General features: G+C 71.3%; 14 protein-coding genes and 3 rRNA genes. All 17 read right to left on the bottom strand.

Translation table 11 applies throughout. The features are described from left to right. Positions 1-32: 32 nt before the first annotated feature. The 17 genes from GY42_RS03190 to argC all read right to left on the bottom strand — a co-directional run bounded on the left by GY42_RS03190 (position 33) and on the right by argC (position 22,010). On the bottom strand, positions 33-1,043 hold the full coding sequence (locus tag GY42_RS03190) for an HAD-IIA family hydrolase (protein WP_046528227.1): 1,011 nt from the start codon (positions 1,041-1,043) through the stop codon (positions 33-35). Further along, on the bottom strand, positions 1,040-1,855 hold the full coding sequence (locus GY42_RS03185; RefSeq protein WP_236686850.1) for a hypothetical protein: 816 nt from the start codon (positions 1,853-1,855) through the stop codon (positions 1,040-1,042). Before GY42_RS03185 ends, GY42_RS03190 begins: the two co-directional genes overlap by 4 nt. 1,442 nt (positions 1,856-3,297) lie before the next feature. After that, positions 3,298-3,414: ribosomal RNA gene (gene rrf / locus GY42_RS03180) — 5S ribosomal RNA — on the bottom strand. A 73-nt stretch (positions 3,415-3,487) separates the two neighbouring features. Next, a 23S ribosomal RNA gene (locus GY42_RS03175) occupies positions 3,488-6,599 on the bottom strand. A 412-nt stretch (positions 6,600-7,011) separates the two neighbouring features. Next, positions 7,012-8,531: ribosomal RNA gene (locus GY42_RS03170) — 16S ribosomal RNA — on the bottom strand. The 16S, 23S and 5S rRNA genes sit together here, the layout of an rRNA operon. Positions 8,532-9,122: 591 nt before the next feature. Then, complete coding sequence (gene tyrS, locus GY42_RS03165; RefSeq protein ID WP_046528226.1) at positions 9,123-10,415, bottom strand: tyrosine--tRNA ligase; 1,293 nt, start codon at positions 10,413-10,415, stop codon at positions 9,123-9,125. Positions 10,416-10,490: 75 nt separating this feature from the next. Further along, positions 10,491-11,123 (bottom strand): DNA-3-methyladenine glycosylase, encoded by a 633-nt coding sequence (locus tag GY42_RS03160; RefSeq protein ID WP_152667380.1) that lies wholly within the window; start codon positions 11,121-11,123, stop codon positions 10,491-10,493. Between the two features lie 89 nt (positions 11,124-11,212). Then, entirely contained in the window at positions 11,213-11,818 is a 606-nt protein-coding gene (locus GY42_RS03155; protein WP_236686701.1) for a uridine kinase family protein, read from the bottom strand. A gap of 93 nt (positions 11,819-11,911) precedes the next feature. Further along, positions 11,912-13,153, bottom strand: coding sequence for a methyl-accepting chemotaxis protein (locus tag GY42_RS19755; RefSeq protein ID WP_052748185.1), 1,242 nt, complete (start codon positions 13,151-13,153; stop codon positions 11,912-11,914). Positions 13,154-13,249: 96 nt separating this feature from the next. Then, positions 13,250-14,668: an argininosuccinate lyase gene (gene argH, locus GY42_RS03145; protein ID WP_046528223.1), complete on the bottom strand. Its 1,419-nt coding sequence runs from the start codon at positions 14,666-14,668 to the stop codon at positions 13,250-13,252. Further along, positions 14,665-15,903: an argininosuccinate synthase gene (locus GY42_RS03140; protein WP_046528222.1), complete on the bottom strand. Its 1,239-nt coding sequence runs from the start codon at positions 15,901-15,903 to the stop codon at positions 14,665-14,667. The genes argH and GY42_RS03140 overlap by 4 nt, the downstream gene beginning before the upstream one ends. A gap of 73 nt (positions 15,904-15,976) precedes the next feature. Beyond that, a complete protein-coding gene (locus GY42_RS03135) occupies positions 15,977-16,483 on the bottom strand; it encodes an arginine repressor (RefSeq protein WP_046528221.1) in 507 nt (168 codons plus the stop codon). Beyond that, on the bottom strand, positions 16,480-17,412 hold the full coding sequence (gene argF, locus GY42_RS03130; protein WP_046528220.1) for an ornithine carbamoyltransferase: 933 nt from the start codon (positions 17,410-17,412) through the stop codon (positions 16,480-16,482). The genes GY42_RS03135 and argF overlap by 4 nt, the downstream gene beginning before the upstream one ends. Further along, complete coding sequence (locus GY42_RS03125) at positions 17,409-18,722, bottom strand: acetylornithine transaminase (protein WP_046528219.1); 1,314 nt, start codon at positions 18,720-18,722, stop codon at positions 17,409-17,411. The genes argF and GY42_RS03125 overlap by 4 nt, the downstream gene beginning before the upstream one ends. Beyond that, positions 18,719-19,726: an acetylglutamate kinase gene (gene argB, locus GY42_RS03120; protein WP_046528218.1), complete on the bottom strand. Its 1,008-nt coding sequence runs from the start codon at positions 19,724-19,726 to the stop codon at positions 18,719-18,721. The genes GY42_RS03125 and argB overlap by 4 nt, the downstream gene beginning before the upstream one ends. Continuing rightward, entirely contained in the window at positions 19,723-20,949 is a 1,227-nt protein-coding gene (gene argJ / locus GY42_RS03115) for a bifunctional glutamate N-acetyltransferase/amino-acid acetyltransferase ArgJ (RefSeq protein ID WP_046528217.1), read from the bottom strand. Before argJ ends, argB begins: the two co-directional genes overlap by 4 nt. After that, entirely contained in the window at positions 20,946-22,010 is a 1,065-nt protein-coding gene (argC, locus tag GY42_RS03110; RefSeq protein ID WP_201775252.1) for an N-acetyl-gamma-glutamyl-phosphate reductase, read from the bottom strand. The genes argJ and argC overlap by 4 nt, the downstream gene beginning before the upstream one ends. Positions 22,011-22,067: the final 57 nt, after the last annotated feature.

The following is a 22,067-nucleotide window of genomic DNA, read 5'->3' as shown; positions in this document are numbered from 1 at the left end:
CGCCACCCACAGGCCGGGTGCTCGCCGGCCGGTCAGCCGAGCTCGGGCACCGACGCCGCGTCGAGCGGCGCACCGGTGTCGACGGCGTCCCACGCCGCGGCGCACGCGGCACGCACGAGGTCCACCGGGTCCACCGGGGTCCCCCGCAGCTCGAGCCCGCCGTCCACGACGCGCGCGGCCGCGTCGCGGCACACCCACCAGCCGCCGTCGACCACCGGCTCCGGGTGGGGCACGAGCAGGGCACGCAGGTCGGCGGCGAGGTAGTGCGGGCGCTCCCCGGGCGCCGCGAGCACCGCGTCGCGCGCCGTGCTCACGCCCGTGAGGACGTGCAGGCCGGGCATGTCGCCCGCGCGTGCCCCCGCGAGGTCCGTGTCGAGGCGGTCACCGACGACGAGCGGCGCGGCGGCGCCCGCACGGGCGACCGCGAGCCGGTACATCGTCGGCGACGGCTTGCCCGCGCTGGCCGGCTCGACACCGGTCGCGGCACGGACGGCGCCCACGAGCGAACCGTTGCCGGGCGCGAAGCCACGGGCCGTGGGCAGGCTCAGGTCGAGGTTGGACGCGACGTGCCACGCCCCGCGCTGCACCGCGTACGCGGCCTCGGCGAGGTCCGACCACCCGAGGTCGGGAGCGAAGCCCTGGACGACCGCCACGGGCTCGTCGTCGGCCGAGCCGACGACGCGGTAGCCCTTCGCACGCACGGCCGTGTGCAGCCCCGCACCGCCGACGACGAGCACGGGCGCCCCGGGTTCGACCCGGGTCGCGAGGAGCTCGGCCGCGGCCTGCGCCGCGGTCATGACCTCGTCGGCACGCGTCGGGATGTCGAGGCCGGTGAGCTGGTCCGCCACGGTCTCGGGCTCACGTGACGCGTTGTTCGTCACGAACACGAGCCGCATGCCGGCCGCGCGGGCCTGCGCGAGGCCCTCCGCGGCGCCGTCGATGGGCTCGTGCCCGCGGTACGCCACCCCGTCGAGGTCGACCAGCGCCAGGTCGTAGCGCGTCGCGAGCGGCTCGTCGCTGCCCAGCAGTCCTCGTGCGCTCACCGTGCTCCCTCGTTCGTGATGCCCTCGTCCGTCGTGCCCTCGTCCGTCGTGCCCGCGTCGGTCACGTCGTCGACCGGGCGGCTGCCGCGTGCGTCCGCACCCGGCTCGGCCGGCGCGGCCGTGCCGTCCGCCGTCACGCCCGCCTCCGAGCCGTCGTCGTCGGGCTCGTCGCGCACGGCGACCTCGTCACCCCGAGCATCGGCGACCTCGTGCAACGCGTCGTCCTCGTCCTGCGCGTCCTCGTCCTGCGCGTCCTCGTCCTCGACGAGGTCGTACACCACGACGTCGTCGTCCGACGCGGCGCCGGCCGCCTCGTCCAGCACCCGGCGCGAGAACGGCGCGAGCTCCGCCGCGGCGGCGTCCGGGAGCCCGGCCGCCTCGAGCGCGGCGGCGCGTGCCTGGGCGACCCGCGCGGCGAGCACGCCCCGCAGGCCCTGCACGAGCTCACCCGTCAGGGCCGCGACCGCGGCCTCGGGCTGGCCCAGGTCGAGGCGCGCCCCGCTGACGACCATGGCGAGCTCGACGCGTGCGTCACGGTCGAGCTCGGCGGCCTCGGGCTCCTGCGACAGGGCGATCGCGCGCTCGGGGCGTCCGAGCCCGCGCTCGGCGTCGGCCATGACGGGCAGGTGCTCCGACGACCCGTTGAGCCGGCGCACGGTCCGCAGCTCGCGGAGCGCCTCGGCGAACCGCCCGGTCCGGTACGCCGCGAGACCCGCGGCCTCGCGCACGACGTCGACGCGTCCCGCGCGGCGCACCGCGGCCTGCGCGTGCTCGTAGGCGGCCTCGGGGTCGTCGTCGATCAAGCGACCCACCATCACGAGGTGCCGTCCGACACGGTCGGCGTTCTCCTTGCTCAGCGTGCGCAGCCGCCCGCGCACGTCGCGGTCGAGCTGCGAGAACGTGACGTCGTCGGGCAGCGGCGGAGCGGGGACCCGCTCGACGTGCTCGGTCGGCGCCCCGGTCGCGCGGGACGCACCCCCGGCGCCCGGTCGGTCCGGCCGGCCGGCACCGCCGCGGAGGGGCCGCCCGGTGCTCCGCTGGCCGTCCCGCGGGCCACGAGGCCCCCCGTCGTGAGCCGGGCGTGCCGGGCCACGTCGCTCGTCACCGCGGCGCTCGTCGACGCCGCGCGCGCCATCGGCGTCGCGCGACCACGGCCGTGCTCCGTCGGCGCGCGCGGGTCCCGGGCCGGACCCACCACGCTCAGGCCCGCGCACGGGTCCACGGCTGCCACCGCCCGCGCCCGCGGCGCGTCCCGTCGACGGGCGCCTCTCAGCGCCGCCGTCCGCCGGTCCACGCCGGTCTGCTCCGTACGAAGGTCGTCCCCGGTCGCCACCGGCACCGCCTCGAGGGCGGTCCGGACGTCCGTACGCACGCTCACCACCGCGGCTCGCGCCCGCACCGCGGTCCCGATCACGTCCCTGCTCGCCGGACGCGGAAGGCCCCCGCCGCGCGGGACGCTCAGCACCCCGTCCCTCGCTCGACCACGACCCACGCTCCGGCCGGCCGCCCGCGCCACGTCCGGCGCCACGTCCGTCACGCTCGTCCCGTCGCCCGTCGCCCTCACGGGCCGGACGAGCGACGCCACCCGTCCGCGACGAGCGGTCCGACGACGCACCCCACGCCCCGCCTCGCGCGCGCGAGGCCTCCGCGCCGCGACGGTCAGGGCGCGCGCGGTCGCCAGCGTCCCGGCCAGGTGCGCCGTACCCCGCAACGCCGGAACCCGACCCGGGTCGCCGCGCCGCGCCGCCCGTTCCGCCTCGGCCTCCTCGGTCGACGCCACGTCCGGTGTCGCCCCTCGGTGCCCAGGACCGGCCGCCGCCGGCGCGGTCGCCGTCGCGGCCTGCGCGGGGCGCACCGTCGCGGCGCGGCTCACGCCGAGGCCCGGAGCCTCGCACCTCACCCGCGCGTCGCGGGCGCTGCTGGTCGCCCGAGTCCGTGGCGTCGCTGTTCATCTGTACTCCCCGTCGTCTTGAGTGCCCATCGTCCCATCCCGGCGGCCGACGGTGCACGCACGTCGAGCTCGCGAGGTGGGGTTGGTGAGAGGTTCATCACGCGTGCGGCGCGGCCGTGACGCGGCGCCAGTCGAGGACGACCGCTGCCGCGACCCGTCGAGGGCGAGCGCTGCTGCCCCGATCGGACAGGGATACCGTCGCCGAGCCCCCTGGCCGCACGGCGGGACCTCACGATCTGTCTGTCACGCGGTGAACGACGAAAGGCCCACCCCTGTGAGGGGTGGGCCTTTCGTTGAATGATTGTCCGGCGGCGTCCTACTCTCCCACACCCTGGCGAGTGCAGTACCATCGGCGCTGAAGGGCTTAGCTTCCGGGTTCGGAATGGGACCGGGCGTTTCCCCTTCGCTATGACCGCCGTAACGCTGTCGAGTTGTCAACGGGTTCCCGTTGGTTTCTCGGGAACCGCACAGTGGACGCGTAGCAATGAATGAGTTAGTCAAGTTGTCGGCTTATTAGTACCGGTCAGCTGCGGCAGTCTTGAGTCCTGCCTTCCACATCCGGCCTATCTACCCAGTGGTCTAGCTGGGAGCCTCTCGGGGACGAGCCCCGTGGAAACCTCATCTTGAAGCAGGCTTCCCGCTTAGATGCTTTCAGCGGTTATCCCTTCCGAACGTAGCCAACCAGCCGTGCTCCTGGCGGAACAACTGGCACACCAGAGGTTCGTCCGTCCCGGTCCTCTCGTACTAGGGACAGCCCTTCTCAAGTTTCCTGCGCGCGCAGCGGATAGGGACCGAACTGTCTCACGACGTTCTAAACCCAGCTCGCGTACCGCTTTAATGGGCGAACAGCCCAACCCTTGGGACCTACTCCAGCCCCAGGATGCGACGAGCCGACATCGAGGTGCCAAACCATGCCGTCGATATGGACTCTTGGGCAAGATCAGCCTGTTATCCCCGGGGTACCTTTTATCCGTTGAGCGACGGCGCTTCCACAAGCCACCGCCGGATCACTAGTTCCGACTTTCGTCCCTGCTCGACCTGTCAGTCTCACAGTCAAGCTCCCTTGTGCACTTGCACTCGCCACCTGATTGCCAACCAGGCTGAGGGAACCTTTGAGCGCCTCCGTTACATTTTAGGAGGCAACCGCCCCAGTTAAACTACCCACCAGGCACTGTCCCTGATCCGGATTACGGACCGAGGTTAGATGTCCAGAGCGACCAGAGTGGTATTTCAACGTTGACTCCACCGACACTGGCGTGCCGGCTTCACAGTCTCCCACCTATCCTACACAAGCCGCACCGAACACCAATACCAAGCTATAGTAAAGGTCCCGGGGTCTTTCCGTCCTGCTGCGCGTAACGAGCATCTTTACTCGTAGTGCAATTTCGCCGAGTTCGCGGTTGAGACAGCGGAGAAGTCGTTACGCCATTCGTGCAGGTCGGAACTTACCCGACAAGGAATTTCGCTACCTTAGGATGGTTATAGTTACCACCGCCGTTTACTGGGGCTTAAATTCTGAGCTTCGCTCCGAAGAGCTGACCCGTCCTCTTAACCTTCCAGCACCGGGCAGGCGTCAGTCCGTATACATCGTCTTGCGACTTCGCACGGACCTGTGTTTTTAGTAAACAGTCGCTTCTCCCTGGTCTCTGCGGCCCTCCACGCTCACCACCGCATGGGTGGATCACGCTTGAGGCCCCCCTTCTCCCGAAGTTACGGGGGCATTTTGCCGAGTTCCTTAACCACGATTCTCTCGATCGCCTTGGTATTCTCTACCTGACCACCTGAGTCGGTTTGGGGTACGGGCGGCTAGAACCTCGCGTCGAAGCTTTTCTTGGCAGCATAGGATCACCCATTTCCCGCATACGCGGTACCCGTCGGTTCTCAGGCTTCACCAGGTGCGGATTTGCCTACACCTGACCCTACGACCTTGGACGTGGACTACCATCGCCACGCTGGGCTGCCTTCCTGCGTCACTCCTGTTAATACGCTTACCTACTACCGGTTCGGGTCCCGTGCTCCCCTGCCCCGGTGTCCCGAAGGACGATGGGGCAGGCTCGGACGGTTAGCATCACCGGGCTCGGTATGGGCGGTTCTTCGCCGGTACGGGAATATCAACCCGTTGTCCATCGACTACGCCTGTCGGCCTCGCCTTAGGTCCCGACTTACCCAGGGCGGATTAGCCTGGCCCTGGAACCCTTGGTCATTCGGCGGACGGGTTTCTCACCCGTCATTCGCTACTCATGCCTGCATTCTCACTCGTGCCGCCTCCACCACTGGGTTTCCCCGCGGCTTCGCTGGCGGCACGACGCTCCCCTACCCATCCACACGACTGAACCACGAAGGCTTGTCTCGAGTGTGAATGCCACAGCTTCGGCGGTGTGCTTGAGCCCCGCTACATTGTCGGCGCGGAATCACTTGACCAGTGAGCTATTACGCACTCTTTCAAGGGTGGCTGCTTCTAAGCCAACCTCCTGGTTGTCTGTGCAACTCCACATCCTTTCCCACTTAGCACACGCTTAGGGGCCTTAGCTGGTGGTCTGGGCTGTTTCCCTCTCGACTACGGAGCTTATCCCCCGCAGTCTCACTGCCACGCTCTGGCTTACCGGCATTCGGAGTTTGGCTAACGTCAGTAACCTGGTGGGGCCCATCGGCTATCCAGTAGCTCTACCTCCGGCAAGAAACGCGTGACGCTGCACCTAAATGCATTTCGGGGAGAACCAGCTATCACGAAGTTTGATTGGCCTTTCACCCCTAACCACAGGTCATCCCCCAGGTTTTCAACCCTGGTGGGTTCGGGCCTCCACGCGGTCTTACCCGCGCTTCACCCTGCCCATGGCTAGATCACTTCGCTTCGGGTCTAGAGCACGCGACTAAAGACGCCCTATTCGGACTCGCTTTCGCTACGGCTTCCCCACACGGGTTAACCTCGCCACGTACCACTAACTCGCAGGCTCATTCTTCAAAAGGCACGCCGTCACCCCTGCTAGGGAGGCTCCGACGGATTGTATGCACACGGTTTCAGGTACTATTTCACTCCCCTCCCGGGGTACTTTTCACCTTTCCCTCACGGTACTTGTCCGCTATCGGTCACCAGGTAGTATTTAGGCTTACACAGTGGTCTGTGCAGATTCACTCCGGGTTTCTCGGGCCCGGAGCTACTTGGGATCCCCTTCGGGAGGCCACGCCATTTCGTCTACGGGGGTAACACCCTCTGTGCCGGGCCTTTCAATGCCCTTCGACTATGACGCGACTTTGTAACTCCCTGCTGCTTCGGCAGAAGCAACGGAAAGGTCCCACAACCCCGTACGCGCAACGCCTGCCGGCTATCACACGCGCACGGTTTGGCCTGATCCGCTTTCGCTCGCCACTACTCACGGAATATCTCTTCCTGCCGGTACTGAGATGTTTCACTTCCCGGCGTTCCCTCCACTCACCCTATATATTCAGGTGAAGGTCACCACACATGACTGTGGCGGGGTTTCCCCATTCGGAAATCCTCGGATCACGGTTCGTTTGCCAACTCCCCGAGGCTTATCGCAGGCTACTACGTCCTTCTTCGGCTCCTGGTGCCAAGGCATCCACCCTGTGCACTTATAAACTTGACCACAAAGATCATTCAAAGATGCTCGCGTCCACTGTGCAGTTCTCAAGCAACCACCGGTCACCCCCAGCCCCCGGCGCCTACCGCACCCGCACCCGCACCACCCCTTGCAGGGCGCCACCAGCGCAGATCCAGCGGTTCGACCGGACCGAAGGTCCCGACCAAGGCAACACCCCCTCACGGGCTGTTCCCTCAGGACCCAACAGCGTGCCAGGCCGACCCGCACCGAACCGGTGAGCATCCGTTCCCTCCCACCAGGCGAACCTGACGGCGTACTAGGAGCCACCGACCCAACGAGTCGGCCAGTAGTCGATGTTCCACCCTTGAGCACCACCCCGGCCGCGTTCGGACCGAGCGTGGGCCTGGACAACCACCCCGCCCCATGACAGGACGACCAGCTGCCAGATGCTCCTTAGAAAGGAGGTGATCCAGCCGCACCTTCCGGTACGGCTACCTTGTTACGACTTAGTCCTAATCGCCAGTCCCACCTTCGACGACTCCCCCCAAACGGTTGGGCCATCGGCTTCGGGTGTTACCGACTTTCATGACTTGACGGGCGGTGTGTACAAGGCCCGGGAACGTATTCACCGCAGCGTTGCTGATCTGCGATTACTAGCGACTCCGACTTCATGGGGTCGAGTTGCAGACCCCAATCCGAACTGAGACCGGCTTTTTGGGATTCGCTCCACCTCGCGGTATCGCAGCCCTTTGTACCGGCCATTGTAGCATGCGTGAAGCCCAAGACATAAGGGGCATGATGATTTGACGTCATCCCCACCTTCCTCCGAGTTGACCCCGGCAGTCTCCCATGAGTCCCCGGCATAACCCGCTGGCAACATGGGACGAGGGTTGCGCTCGTTGCGGGACTTAACCCAACATCTCACGACACGAGCTGACGACAACCATGCACCACCTGTACACCGACCTTGCGGGGCGCACATCTCTGCACGTTTCCGGTGTATGTCAAGCCTTGGTAAGGTTCTTCGCGTTGCATCGAATTAATCCGCATGCTCCGCCGCTTGTGCGGGCCCCCGTCAATTTCTTTGAGTTTTAGCCTTGCGGCCGTACTCCCCAGGCGGGGCACTTAATGCGTTTGCTGCGGCACGGAATCCGTGGAATGGACCCCACACCTAGTGCCCAACGTTTACGGCATGGACTACCAGGGTATCTAATCCTGTTCGCTCCCCATGCTTTCGCTCCTCAGCGTCAGTTGCGGCCCAGTGACCTGCCTTCGCCATCGGTGTTCCTCCTGATATCTGCGCATTCCACCGCTACACCAGGAATTCCAGTCACCCCTACCGCACTCTAGTCTGCCCGTACCCACTGCAAGCCCCAGGTTGAGCCTGAGGTTTTCACAGCAGACGCGACAAACCGCCTACGAGCTCTTTACGCCCAATAATTCCGGACAACGCTTGCGCCCTACGTATTACCGCGGCTGCTGGCACGTAGTTAGCCGGCGCTTCTTCTGCAGGTACCGTCACTCTCGCTTCTTCCCTGCTGAAAGCGGTTTACAACCCGAAGGCCGTCATCCCGCACGCGGCGTCGCTGCATCAGGCTTGCGCCCATTGTGCAATATTCCCCACTGCTGCCTCCCGTAGGAGTCTGGGCCGTGTCTCAGTCCCAGTGTGGCCGGTCGCCCTCTCAGGCCGGCTACCCGTCGTCGCCTTGGTAGGCCATTACCCCACCAACAAGCTGATAGGCCGCGAGTCCATCCTCCACCGATAAATCTTTCCAGACGCTACAGATGCCCGTGCGTCTCGTATCCGGTATTAGACCCCGTTTCCAAGGCTTATCCCAGAGTGAAGGGCAGGTTACTCACGTGTTACTCACCCGTTCGCCACTGATCCCCCCAGCAAGCTGAGGTTCACCGTTCGACTTGCATGTGTTAAGCACGCCGCCAGCGTTCGTCCTGAGCCAGAATCAAACTCTCCGTGAATGTTCATCAGCCACTCACCAGCCCGAAGACCAGCAAGCAACAGACACCACAAAGAACCCCCTCGAAAGAGGGCATCAACTGGCATCATCCCCGAACCAGACCCACGGGGGTGGACCTGATCCGAGCTCGACACCATTTACATGGCATCGACTACTTGGCACACTGTTGAGTTCTCAAGGAACAGACGCGCATCCTCGTCGGCCTTTCGGCTTTTGCAGGAGGCTTTGTGTCTTTCTCCAGTCTAGCAGGCTTTCTTCCGGCCTTTGACCACCGTGGTGGTCCGTGGCTTTCCGATCGCCGCCGCAGGACTCTAGCACGGCGTTTGGGGCGCCGTGTGCGGGCCTTGCGGGGATGCCCTGCTCCGTGGGACCGACCACCGAGTCGAGCTCGGTGTCCGTTCCTCCCTGCCGGGCGGGCTCCAAGAACATTACGCGAGCGTTGCGCGGAGGGCAAATCCCGGTGACGGTGACCGTGGTCACGCCCTGCGCGCGGCTCCCGGGCCGCACCGGTCGTCGCCCTGCCGACGGCGACGGCCCCCGGTGAGCGTGCGCTCGCCGGGGGCCGTCGGGGTCCGGGGTGCCGCCCCGTCGGTCAGTCCCGCCCGGGGACCGGCGACCCGGCGTCGGCCTCGGCGTCCACGACCGCGAGCGTCCGCTTGCCGCGTCGCAGCACCGCCCACCGCCCGTGCAGCAGGTCGTCCGCCGACAGCGTCGCGTCGTCCCCCGTGACCCGGACGTTGTTGACCGACGCCCCGCCCTCGACGACCGCGCGCCGCGCCGCGGCCTTGCTCGTGACGACGCCCGTCGCGGCGAGCAGGTCGACGACCAGGTCGCCGGGCCGGCCGGGCGCGGTCGGCAGCTCGGCGACGGCGGCGGCGAACGTCGCCGCGTCGAGGTCCGCCAGGTCGCCCCGTCCGAACAGCGCCTGACTGGCCGCCACGACCGCGTCGGCCGCGCTGCTCCCGTGCACGAGCGCCGTCACGTCGTACGCCAGCGCGCGCTGCGCCTCGCGCGCCGCCGGGCGCTCGGCCACCGCGGCCTCGAGCTCGGCGATCTGCTCGCGCGTGCGGAACGTGAACACCTTGAGGTAGCGCACGACGTCGGCGTCGTCGGTGTTCACCCAGAACTGGTAGAAGGCGTACGGCGTCATCATGTCGGGCGCCAGCCAGATGGCGCCCCCCTCCGACTTGCCGAACTTGGTGCCGTCCGCCTTCGTGATGAGCGGCGTCGTCAGCGCGTGCACGGGCGAGCGGTCCGTCTTGCGGATCAGCTCGACGCCCGACAGCAGGTTGCCCCACTGGTCGTTGCCGCCGGTCTGCAGCGTGCAGCCGTGACGGCGGTGCAGCTCGAGGTAGTCGAGCCCCTGCAGGATCTGGTAGCTGAACTCGGTGAACGAGATGCCCTCGTCGCTCTCGAGCCGGCGCGCCACCGTGTCCTTGGCGAGCATGGTCCCCAGGCGGAAGTGCTTGCCCACGTCGCGCAGGAAGTCGATCGCGGACAGCGGCGCCGTCCACTCGAGGTTGTTGACCATGCGCGCCGGGTTGTCGCCCCCGAAGTCGAGGAACCGCTCGATCTGCTCGCGCAGCCGGTCGACCCACTCGGCCACGGTCTCGCGGGTGTTGAGCACGCGCTCGCCCGACATGCGGGGGTCGCCGATCAGCCCGGTCGCGCCGCCGACGAGGGCGAGCGGCCGGTGGCCGGCGAGCTGCAGGTGACGCATGACGACCAGCTGCACGAGGTGCCCGTGGTGCAGGCTCGGAGCCGTCGGGTCGAAGCCGGTGTAGAAGGTCACGGGGCCCTGCGCCAGCGCGGCGGCCAGCGCGTCGCGCTCGGTCGTCTGGGCGATCAGCCCACGCCACTCGAGCTCGTCCAGGATGTCGGTCACGTCGTTCTCCTCGGTCGGACGCGGGCGCCCGGTGTCGGGCCCACGTCGGGGGTCTGGTGCGACGCGCGCTCCGCGTCAGGCCGACGCCGTCGCCCCACCGGGGGCGTCTGCCGACGTCGGCGAGCGATACGCGGGCCGGTAGGCCGAGACCGTCGGCTCGTTGGTCAGCCACAGGCGCCACGGGTGGCGCCGACCGTCGCCGCCGGGGCCGGACACCCCGACGCGCGGTCCGGTCGCGACCGCGGGCAGGGCGGTCGCCGCGTCACGCCGTCGCAGCACGACCGCTCCCCCGGGCTCGGTCAGGTCGGCGCCGTTGGCGTCCAGGTCGAGCCCGAGGCACACGGCCAGCCGGGCCGGCCCGCGCGCGAGCTGGCGCCGGTTGTCGACGACGCCCGCGGCCTCGCGCCGCCGCCACGCGAGGTCCGCGCCCTCGACGACCTCGCCCGCGCGCAGCAGCACCGCGGCCGCGCGGCCGGTGGGCTCGGCGACGACGTTGAGGCAGTGGTGCAGCCCGAGGTGGCGGTAGACGTAGAGCCGACCGGGCTCGGCGAACATCGCGGCGTTGCGCGCGGTGCGGCCACGGAACGCGTGCGAGCCCGGGTCGTCGTCACCGCCGTACGCCTCGACCTCCGTGACGCGGACGGTGACGTCGCCCTCGGCGCTGCGTGCCGTGAGGAACGCGCCGAGCAGGTCGTGCGCGACCACCATGACGTCACGCGCGTACCAGGTGCGCGCGGGGACGCCCCCGACGCCGGCGACGACCTCGTCGCCGGGACCGGGCGTGGTCTCGGCCGCGTTCACGTGGTCATCATGCCAAACGCGTCGAGCCGCACGTCGGCGCGTCCGCGCGTGCCCTCACGTGCGAAGTGCGCACGCTCGAGCGCCATCCACGCGAGCCAGTGCGCACGCTCGTGCGCGCCGTCGCGCGCGAGGCCGCGCGCGAGCCGCACGTCGTCGTCGGCCTCGACCCACACGGTGAGCGTCGCGAGGGCGTCGACCGCACGCCGCGCCGACCCGCACCCCTCGAGGACCAGGACGTCCGGGACGTCGAGGTCCACCCAGCCGGCGAGGTGACCGGCCGCCCAGTCGTACCGCTGGTAGCGCGCCGCGCGACCGCGGCGCAGCGGCTCGAGCACCTGCGCGTGCAGCCGCGGCCACAGCGTCCCGTCCAGCCCGGTCCACCCGTCGTACAGGTCGTCCAGCCCGAGCACCGTCGCGCGCGCACCGGTCGTGCGCACCGCGTCGGCGACGCGTGCCGCGAACGTCGTCTTGCCGGAGCCGGCCGGTCCGTCGACCGCGAGCAGCCGGACCGGCCCCAGCCGCGCCGGGCCCGCCAGGACCCGCCCCGCCACCGTGCCCGCGGCGTCGACCGGCCCGCTCACGGCTGCCGGGGACGCGTCCACGCGGCCATGATGCCCGACGGCGCGGCCACACCCGTCCGGGCCGGACGCGCCGCGACCACCGGCGGGACGCGCCGGTGGTCGCGGACGCGCACGTCAGACGCGGAACGTGCCGACGAGCTCGCCGACCTGCCCGAACCCCGACGCGATGGCCGTCACGTGCCCGCCCGCCTCGTCGAGACGCTCGGTCGTCGCGCTCATGCGCCCCGCGACCGCCGACGACGTCGTCGCGATCTGGCCGACGCCCTCGGCGGCGCGCGTGACGCCGCGCGTCATCTCGGCCGTCGTCGCGCTCTGCTCCTCGACCGCCGCCGCGATGGTCGACTGGTGGTCGCTGATGCGCCCGATCACGTCGGTGATGCGCGTGATCGCCTCGACCGCCGCGGTCGTGTCGGCCTGGATCGCGTCGACGCGGCGCGCGATGTCGTCCGTCGCCTGCGCGGTCTCGCCCGCGAGCTCCTTGACCTCGCCGGCCACGACCGCGAAGCCCTTGCCCGCCTCGCCGGCGCGCGCCGCCTCGATCGTGGCGTTCAGCGCGAGGAGGTTCGTCTGCTCGGCGATCGAGGTGATGAGCTTGACGACGTTCCCGATCTGCGTCGACGACTCGCCGAGCCGCGCCACCGTGTCGGCCGCCTCGCGCGCCGCGTCCTGCGCGTCCCGCGCGACCCGCACGGCGTCGTCGGTGCTCGTCGCGATCTCGCGGATCGAGGCGCCCATCTGCTCGGCACCCGCCGCGACGGCCTGCACGGTGTGAGCGACGTCCGCGGCCGACGCCGCGAGCGAGCGCGCGTCGCCGTCGACGACCCCGGCCTCGCGGCGCAGCTCGACGTTGCCGGTGTCGAGCGCACGCGCGTCGTCGGCCAGCGCGCCGACCTGGCGCGTCACGCCGGCGAGCGAGGCCTGGAGCGCGTCCAGGCCCGCGTCCAGCGACCGGGCCGCGACGCCGATCTGGTCGCCGTTGTCCATGCGCGCGCGGGCCGTGAGGTCACCGCGCTCGATCGACCCGGCCACGGCGACGAGCCGCTCCAGCTCCCGCTCCATGCTGCGCGACCCGACGCGCGCGAGCACGAACCCGAGCACGCCGGTCAGCACCGCGACGCCGAGCACGAGCTGCGTCGTGCGGGTCGCGAGGGCGTCGACGTCCGCACCCGCGGCGGTCATCGACCGCAGACCCGTCACCGCGATGACGGCCGTGACGGTGAGCAGCACGACCATGACGGTCGCGAGCATCGCGACCTTGCCGCGCACGCCGACGTTCGCGAACCAGCGCTGCACGCCGTTGAGGTCGGACAGGTAGGGCTCGACCGGGGTCGACGGGGCGTGGCCGGAGGCTGCCATGGTCACCTTCTCGCTGCGGGGGCGCTGCAGTGCGCCGCTCCCCTGCCGCGATCGGCCGCCCCGGGTCGTTCCTGAGGGGACCGGCCCCGGGGACCGTCAGACGGTGCGCGCCGCACGCAGCCGGGCCGCGGCGTCGCGCGCACGGCCGAGCTGCTCGGCGACGCGCACGGGCGCGGTGCCCCCGACGGCGTCGCGCGACGCGAGCGAGCCCTCGACCGACAGCACGGCGCGCACGCCGGGCGTCAGGTGCGGGCTGATCGCGGCGAGGTCGTCGTCCGACAGGTCCCACAGCTCGATCCCGCGCTCCTCGCAGACCCGCACGCAGGCGCCCGCGACCTCGTGCGCGACGCGGAACGGCACGCCCTCGCGCACGAGCCACTCGGCGACGTCGGTCGCGAGCGAGAAGCCCTGCGGCGCGAGAGCCGCCATGCGCTCGGTGTCGAACGTCAGCGTCGCGACCATGCCCGCGAACGCCGGCAGCAGGACCGTGAGCTGGTCGACCTGGTCGAAGACCGGCTCCTTGTCCTCCTGCAGGTCGCGGTTGTACGCGAGCGGCAGGCCCTTGAGCGTCGTGAGCAGTCCCGTGAGGTCGCCCACCAGGCGCCCCGCCTTGCCGCGCGCGAGCTCGGCGACGTCCGGGTTCTTCTTCTGCGGCATGATGCTCGACCCCGTGGAGTACGCGTCGTGCAGGCGCACGAAGCCGAACTCCTTGGTCGCCCAGAGCACGACCTCCTCGGCGAGGCGCGACAGGTCCACGGCCGTCATGGCCGCGACGAACGCGAACTCGGCGACGACGTCGCGCGACGCCGTGCCGTCGATCGAGTTCTCCACCGGTCCGTCGAAGCCGAGCTCGGCCGCGACCTTCGCCGGGTCGAGCCCGAGCGAGGAGCCCGCCAGCGCGCCCGAGCCGTACGGCGAGCGGGCCGCGCGCGCGTCCCAGTCGGCCCACCGCTCGACGTCGCGCAGCAGCGGCCACGCGTGCGCGAGCAGGTGGTGCGCGAGCAGCACGGGCTGCGCGTGCTGCAGGTGCGTGCGGCCCGGCATGGGCGCGTCGCCCGCGGCCTCGGCCTGCGCGACGAGCGCGTCCACGACGTCGAGCACGAGGCCCGACAGCACGCGCGACTGACGCCGCAGGTACATGCGCACGAGCGTCGCGATCTGGTCGTTGCGGGAGCGCCCGGCGCGCAGCTTGCCGCCGAGCTCGGTCCCGGCCCGCTCGATGAGACCGCGCTCGAGCGCGGTGTGCACGTCCTCGTCGTCCGGCGTGGGCGCGAACGCGCCCGACGCGACGTCCGCCCGGAGGCGTTCGAGCGCGTCGACCATGCCGGCGACCTCGGCGTCCGACAGCAGACCGGCGGCGTGCAGCACGTGCGCGTGCGCGACCGATCCGGTGATGTCGTCGTCCGCGAGGCGCCAGTCGAAGTGCGTCGAGCGCGAGAGGTCGGCGAGGGCCGCCGCGGGGCCGGACGCGAAGCGTCCGCCCCACAGCGCGAGCGGGCCGGGCTGGGCGGTCACGCGTCGATGCCCCCCTGCGAGCCGAGGTCGGGCGCGTTGCCGAACTTGACGTCGCGCGCCGCGGCGAGCTTGGAGCTCAGGCCGTAGATCTCGATGAAGCCCTTCGCGGCGGACTGGTCGAACGTGTCGCCCGTGTCGTACGTCGCGAGGTTGAAGTCGTACAGGCTCGAGTCGGAGCGACGGCCCGAGACGGTCGCACGGCCGCCGTGCAGCACGAGGCGCACCTCGCCGGACACGTAGCGCTGCGTGTCCTCGACGAACACGTCGAGCGACTTCTTCAGGGGCGAGAACCACTGGCCGTCGTAGACGAGCTCGGTCCAGCGCTGCTCGACGCCGCGCTTGAAGCGGGCCTGCTCGCGCTCGACGGTGACGTTCTCGAGCTCCTGGTGCGCCGCGATGAGCGCGATCGCGCCGGGGGCCTCGTAGACCTCGCGCGACTTGATGCCGACCAGGCGGTCCTCGACGATGTCGATGCGGCCGACGCCCTGCGCGCCGGCGCGGCGGTTCATCTCCTGGATCGCCTGTAGCGGGGTCACCGGCACGCCGTCGAGCGCGACGGGCACGCCCTGCTCGAACGTGATGACGACCTCGTCGGCGACCGGCGGGAACGTCGGGTCGTCGGTGTAGGTGTAGACGTCCTTGGTGGGGCCGTTCCAGATGTCCTCGAGGAACCCGGTCTCGACCGCGCGGCCCCACACGTTCTGGTCGATCGAGAACGGGTTGTGCTTGGTGGTCGCGATCGGCAGCTGGTGCTTCTCGGCGTACTCGATGGCCTTGTCGCGCGTGAGCGCGAGGTCGCGGACGGGCGCGAGGCACTTGAGGTCGGGCGCGAGCGAGGTGATGCCGACCTCGAAGCGGACCTGGTCGTTGCCCTTGCCGGTGCAGCCGTGCGCGACGGTGGTCGCGCCGAACTGCCGCGCGGCGCGCACGAGGTGCTTGACGATGACGGGGCGCGAGAGCGCCGAGACCAGCGGGTACCGGTCGAGGTACAGGCCGTTCGCCTTGAGCGCCGGCATGCAGTACTCGGTGGCGAACTCGTCGCGCGCGTCGGCGACGTACGCCTCGACCGCGCCGCAGTCGAGCGCGCGTCGGCGGATGACCTCGAGGTCCTCGCCGCCCTGGCCGACGTCGACCGCGACGGCGATCACCTCGGCACCGGTGGCCTCGGCGATCCAGCCGATGCCCACCGAGGTGTCGAGGCCGCCGGAGTACGCGAGGACGACGCGTTCGGTCATGTCAGGTTCTCTCCTTCATCGAGGTCTGCATGCATGAACATACATCCACATGCGGACCTATTCATAACTGAGGTCAGCCCTCGGCGGCGAGCGCGAGGAACCGCGCCGCGAGCGCGTCGCCCCCCGCCGGGTCCCGCGAGATGACGAGCACCGTGTCGTCCCCCGCGATCGTCCCGAGCACCGACGGGAGCACCGAGTGGTCGATCGCCGAGGCCAGCAGCTGCGCGCCGCCCGGCGGGGTGCGCAGCACCACGAGGTTGCCCGACGCCTCGGCCGTGACCAGCAGCTCGGCGCTCAGGCGCACGAGCCGCGCCGCGAGCTGCTCGGTGTCGGCCATCGTCGGCGTGCGGTCGCCGCCCTCGGCCGGCACGGCGTAGGCGAGCGCACCCGTCGCGGTGCGGATCTTCACGGCGCGCAGCTCGACCAGGTCGCGGCTCAGCGTCGCCTGCGTGACCGTCACGCCCTCGTCCGCGAGCAGCCCCGCGAGCTCACCCTGCGAGTGGACGGTGCCGCGCTGCAGCAGCGACACGATGAGCGCGTGCCGTGCGGCCTTCGTCGCCGCGACCGTCGGCGTGCTCACAACTGCTCCAGCAGGAACGTCAGGAGCGCCTTCTGCGCGTGCAGCCGGTTCTCGGCCTCGTCCCACACGACCGACTGGGGCCCGTCGAGCACGTCGGCGGTGATCTCCTTGCCGCGGTAGGCGGGCAGGCAGTGCAGCACGAGCGCGTCGGGCGCGGCGAGCGCGAGCGCCGCCGCGTCGAGCCGGAACGGCACGAACCGCGCCTCGTCGTCCGCGTCCCGCGCGTCCTGGCCCATCGACGTCCACGTGTCGGTCGCCACGACGTCCGCGCCCGTGACCGCGGCGGCCAGGTCGTGCACGACCGTCACCGACCCGCCCGTGCCCGCCGCGACGCGCTCGGCGTCCGCGACCACCGCGGGGTCCGGCGCCGCGTCCGCCGGGGCCCCGACCCGCACGTGCATGCCCGCGGTCGCGCCGCCCAGCAGGTACGAGTGGGCCATGTTGTTCGCGCCGTCGCCGACGTACGCGAGCGTCGTGCCCGGCAGCGACGCGACGCCGCCGCGGTGCTGCGCGACCGTCATGAGGTCGGCGAGCACCTGGCACGGGTGGAACTCGTCCGTGAGCGCGTTGACCACCGGGACGCCCGCGAGCGCGGCCATCTCCTCGATGCGGGTCTGCGCGTGCGTGCGCCACACGATCGCGGCGACCTGACGCCCGAGCACGCGCGCGGTGTCGGCGATCGACTCGCGCTCGCCGATGCGGGCCAGCCCCCCGTCGACCGGCAGCGGGAAGCCGCCGAGCTCGGCGATGCCCGTGAGGAAGCTGACCTGCGTGCGCAGGGTCGGCTTGTCGAAGACCGCCGCGACCGCGCGCGGGCCCGACAGCGGCGTGCGGATGAACCGGTCGTCGCGGAACGCGAGCGCGAGCTCGATCACGGCGGCCTGCTCGCGGTGCGACAGGTCGTCGTCGCGCAGGAAGTGGCGGGTCACGGGGTCTCCTCCGCGGCGAGGTCGGCCGGCAGCGCGGCGACGAGGTCGACGAACGGCTGGGCCTGCTCGTCGGTGAGGACGTACGGCGGCGCGAGGCGCAGCGTCGTGGGCGTGCACGGGTTGACGATGATCCCGGCGGCGAGCGCGTCGGCCGCGACACGGGCCGCGACGGGGGCCGCGAGCTCGACGGCGATGAGCAGCCCCTCGCCGCGCACCTCGCGCACGAGCGGGTTGCCGGTCGAGCGCAGCCGCTCGCGCAGCCGCTCCCCCAGCGCGGTGACGTGCGCGAGGAGGCCGTCGCGCTCGACGACGCCGACGGTCGCGAGGGCCGCGGCGGACGCGACGGGGTTGCCGCCGAACGTCGTGCCGTGCTGACCGCGGCCGAGCAGCGCGGCGACGTCGGGCCCGTACGCGATGAGCCCACCCACGGGGAACCCGCCGCCGAGGCCCTTGGCGACCGTGACGACGTCGGGGCGGACGCCCCCGCCGAGGTGCGGGTGCTGGTGCGCGAACCAGCGGCCCGTGCGGCCCATGCCGGTCTGCACCTCGTCGAGCACCAGCAGCGCGCCGTGCGCCGTCGTCAGCTCGCGTGCGAGCGCGAGGTAGCCGGGCGGCAGCGACCGCACGCCCGCCTCGCCCTGGATGGGCTCGACGAACAGCGCGGCCACCTGGTCACCGCCCTCGGCGAACGCGGCCCGCAGCGCGTCGGTGTCGCCGAACGGCAGGAACTCGACACCGCCGGGCAGCGGCTCGAACGGCTCGCGGTACGCGGCCTTGTGCGTGAGCGACAGCGCGCCCAGCGACCGGCCGTGGAACGCGCCCTCGAGCGCGAGCACGCGCGGCCGGGCGCCGCCCGAGTGCCGGCGCGTGAGCTTGAGCGCGGCCTCGTTGGCCTCGGTCCCGGAGTTCGCGAGGAACACGCGCGACCCCTCGGGCGCGTCGGCGAGCGCGACGAGACGCTCGGCGAGCGCGATCTGCGCGGGGCTCGCGAAGAAGTTCGACACGTGGCCGAGCGTGCCGAGCTGCGCGCTGACCGCCGCCGTGAGCGTCGGGTGCGCGTGGCCGAGCGAGTTCACGGCGATGCCGCCGAGCAGGTCGAGGTAGCGCGTGCCGTCCGCGTCCCACACGTAGACGCCCTCGCCGCGCACGAGCACGCGCTGCGGCGGGCCGAACGTGTCCATGACGGCGTGCGCGTAGCGCTCGGTCCACTCGGCCACCGAGCCCGCGGCGGCGGGGACCGGCAGCGCGTCCTCGGCGCCGGGCGCCCGGTGCCGCGCGGTCGTGGGGGTGCCCTCGGGCGTGGTCGTCACCGGTCGTCCTCCTGGTCCTGCGTCGCCAGGCGCACGGCGCGCACGGGCACGGTCGACGGGTGGCCGTCGGGGTCGGCGTCGGGCAGCACCATCGTCCCGACGCCGTCGGACGTGAACACCTCGACGAGGATCGAGTGCGGCGCGCGGCCGTCGATCACGTGCGCACGCGGCACGCCGCCCTCGACGGCGCGCCAGCACGCCTCCATCTTGGGGCGCATGCCCGCGTCGAGCCGCGGCAGCAGCTCGGCGAGGGCCGACGCGCGGATGCGTCGCACGAGCGAGGACCGGTCCGGCCAGTCGGTGTACAGGCCCTCGACGTCGGTGAGCACGATGAGCTTGCGCGCGCCGAGCGCGACCGCGAGCGCGGCCGCCGCGGTGTCGGCGTTGACGTTGAGCACCTGCGTGGGGTCGTCGACGTCGGGCGCGACGGTCGAGACGACCGGGATGCGGCCCGCGTCCAGCAGGTCGAGCACGGCGCCGGGGTTGACCTGCACGACGTCGCCGACGAGCCCGACGTCGACCTCGACGCCGTCGACCACGGCGGTGCGGCGGCGTGCCTGGAACAGCCCGGCGTCCTCGCCCGACAGCCCGACGGCGTGCGGCGCGTGCGCGTTGAGCAGGCCGACGAGCTCGCGCGACACCTGGCCCGTGAGGACCATGCGCACGACGTCCATCGCCTCGGGCGTCGTGACGCGCAGCCCGCCGCGGAACTCGCTGCGGATGTCGAGGCGGTCGAGCATCGCGTTGATCTGCGGTCCGCCGCCGTGCACGACGACGGGCCGCAGGCCGACCTGCCGCAGGAACACCATGTCCTGCGCGAACGCGCGCTTGAGGTCGTCGTCGATCATCGCGTTGCCGCCGTACTTGACGACGACGAGCGCGCCGGAGAACTGCTGCAGCCAGGGCAGCGCCTCGACGAGCACCTCCGCCTTCTGGTCGGCGCGCAGGTCGGTGCGGGTGTCGAAGACGAAGTCGTCGGGCACGGGCGGGGGGGTCGTGGTCATGTGGAGTACGCGCTGTTCTCGTGGACGTAGTCGTGCGTGAGGTCGTTGGTCCAGACGGTCGCGGCCGCGTCACCCGCGTGCAGGTCGACGGTCACGTGCACCTCGCGGGCCGAGGCGAGGTCGACCTCGCCGCGGTCGGCGTGCGGGCGCGCGGCCTTGCAGACCAGCACGCCGTTGATCGCGACGTCGATCGCCTCGGGGTCGAACGGCGCGACCTCCTCGGGCACCGTGCCCGCCTGCGCGAGCACGCGCCCCCAGTTGGGGTCGTTGCCGAACATCGCGGCCTTGAACAGGTTCGAGCGCGTCACGGCCCGCGCGACGGCGACCGCGGCGTCCGGCGTCGTGGCCCCGACGACGTGCACCGCGATGTCGTGCGACGCACCCTCGGCGTCGGCGACAAGCTGGCGCGCGAGCGACGCGCACACGCGCCGCACGGCGTCGGTGAGGACGTCGGCGGCGGGCGTGACGCCCGACGCGCCGGACGCGAGCAGCGTCACGGTGTCGGAGGTCGACATGCAGCCGTCGGAGTCGACACGGTCGAACGTCTCGGCGGTCGCGGCGCGCAGCGCGGCGTCGAGCACGGGCGCCGCGACGTCGGCGTCGGTCGTGACGACGCACAGCATCGTGGCCATCGCCGGCGCGAGCATGCCCGCGCCCTTGGCCATGCCGCCGACCGTGAACGCGCCGTCGGGCGTCTCGACCGTGACGTGCGCGGTCTTCGGCACGGTGTCGGTCGTCATGATGGCCGTCGCGGCGTCGAGCCCCGCGTCGGGCGTGAGCGCGGCGGCCGCGAGGTCGACGCCCGCCAGCAGCGTCTCGCGCGGGAGGCGCTCGCCGATGAGACCGGTCGAGCACACGACGACGTCGCCGGACGAGACGCCCAGGGCCGTCGCGACGCGCTCGGCCGTGAGGTGCGCGTCGAGGAAGCCCTCGGGCCCCGTGCTGACGTTCGCCCCGCCCGAGTTGAGGACGACCGCCGAGACGACGCCGTCCGCGACGACCTGGCGCGACCAGACGACCGGCGCGCCCACGACGCGGTTGGTCGTGAACACCGCGGCACCCGCGTGACGCGGCCCGTCGTTGACGACGATCGCGAGGTCCGGGCGCCCGGACGCCTTCAACCCGGCGGTGACGCCGGACGCGCGGAAGCCCGCCGGCGCGGTCACGCCGGGCGACGTGCCGGGTGACGTGCCCTCGAGGGCGGGTCCGAGGTGGTCGGTCACGGGGCGACTCCGTTCCGGGGCAGGCCGAGCGTCTCGGGGAGCCCGAGCGCGAGGTTGAGGGACTGCACGGCACCGCCGGCGGTGCCCTTGACGAGGTTGTCGATGGCCGTCACGGTGACGACGCGGCCCGCGCGCGCGTCGAGCGCGACCTGCACGAGCGCGGTGTTCGACCCCGTGACGGCCGCCGTCGTGGGCCACTGGCCGTCGGGCAGCACGTGGACGAACGGCTCGTCGGCGTAGGCGTCGCGCCACGTCGTGCGCAGGGCGGCCTCGTCGACGTCGACGCCGGGTGCGAGCCGGGCGGTCGCGGTCGCGAGGATGCCGCGCGACATCGGCACCAGCACGGGCGTGAACGACGTGCGCACGTCGGCCGCGCCCGCGCTGCGCAGGTTCTGCGCGATCTCGGGGACGTGCCGGTGCGTGCCGCCGACCGCGTACGGGACGGCCGACCCGAACGCCTCGGACGCGAGCAGGTGCGGCTTGAGGGCCTTGCCGGCGCCCGAGTACCCGTTGGCGAGCACCGCGACGAGGTCGGTCGGGTCGAGCAGGCCCGCCGCGACCCCCGGCTGCAGGCCGAGCGTGACGGCCGTGACGTTGCAGCCGGGCACGGCGATGCGGCGCGCACCCGCGAGCGCCGCGCGCTGGCGGCCACCGGTGACGGCCGTCACCAGCTCGGGCAGGCCGTACGTCCACGTGCCCGCGTGCGGGCTGCCGTAGTACGCCTCCCAGTCGGCCGCGTCCTGCAGGCGGTGGTCGGCGCCGAGGTCGAGCACGACCGGGTCCTCGCCGAGCGACTCGAGCTCGGCGGCGACCTGGCCGCTCGCGCCGTGCGGCAGCGCGAGCACGACGACGTCGTGGCCCGCGAGCGCCTGCGCGGAGGTGGGCTGCAGCACGCGGTCGGCGAGGTCGCGCAGGTGCGGGTGGTGCGTGCCCAGCGGCGTGCCCGCGCTGCTGTGCGCGGTGAGCGTGCCGATGCGCGCCTCGGGGTGGTCGAGCAGCAGGCGCAGGATCTCCCCGCCCGCGTACCCGCTGGCGCCGGCGACCGCCACGGTGAACGTCATGTGCATGAACATACAGTCGGCTGCACACAAATACCAACGACGCGCGGGGAACACACC

The sequence above is a fragment of the Cellulomonas sp. FA1 genome, assembly GCF_000986825.1.
Taxonomy (GTDB): domain Bacteria; phylum Actinomycetota; class Actinomycetes; order Actinomycetales; family Cellulomonadaceae; genus Cellulomonas; species Cellulomonas iranensis.
This window is presented reverse-complemented; position numbering and strand designations above follow the sequence as displayed.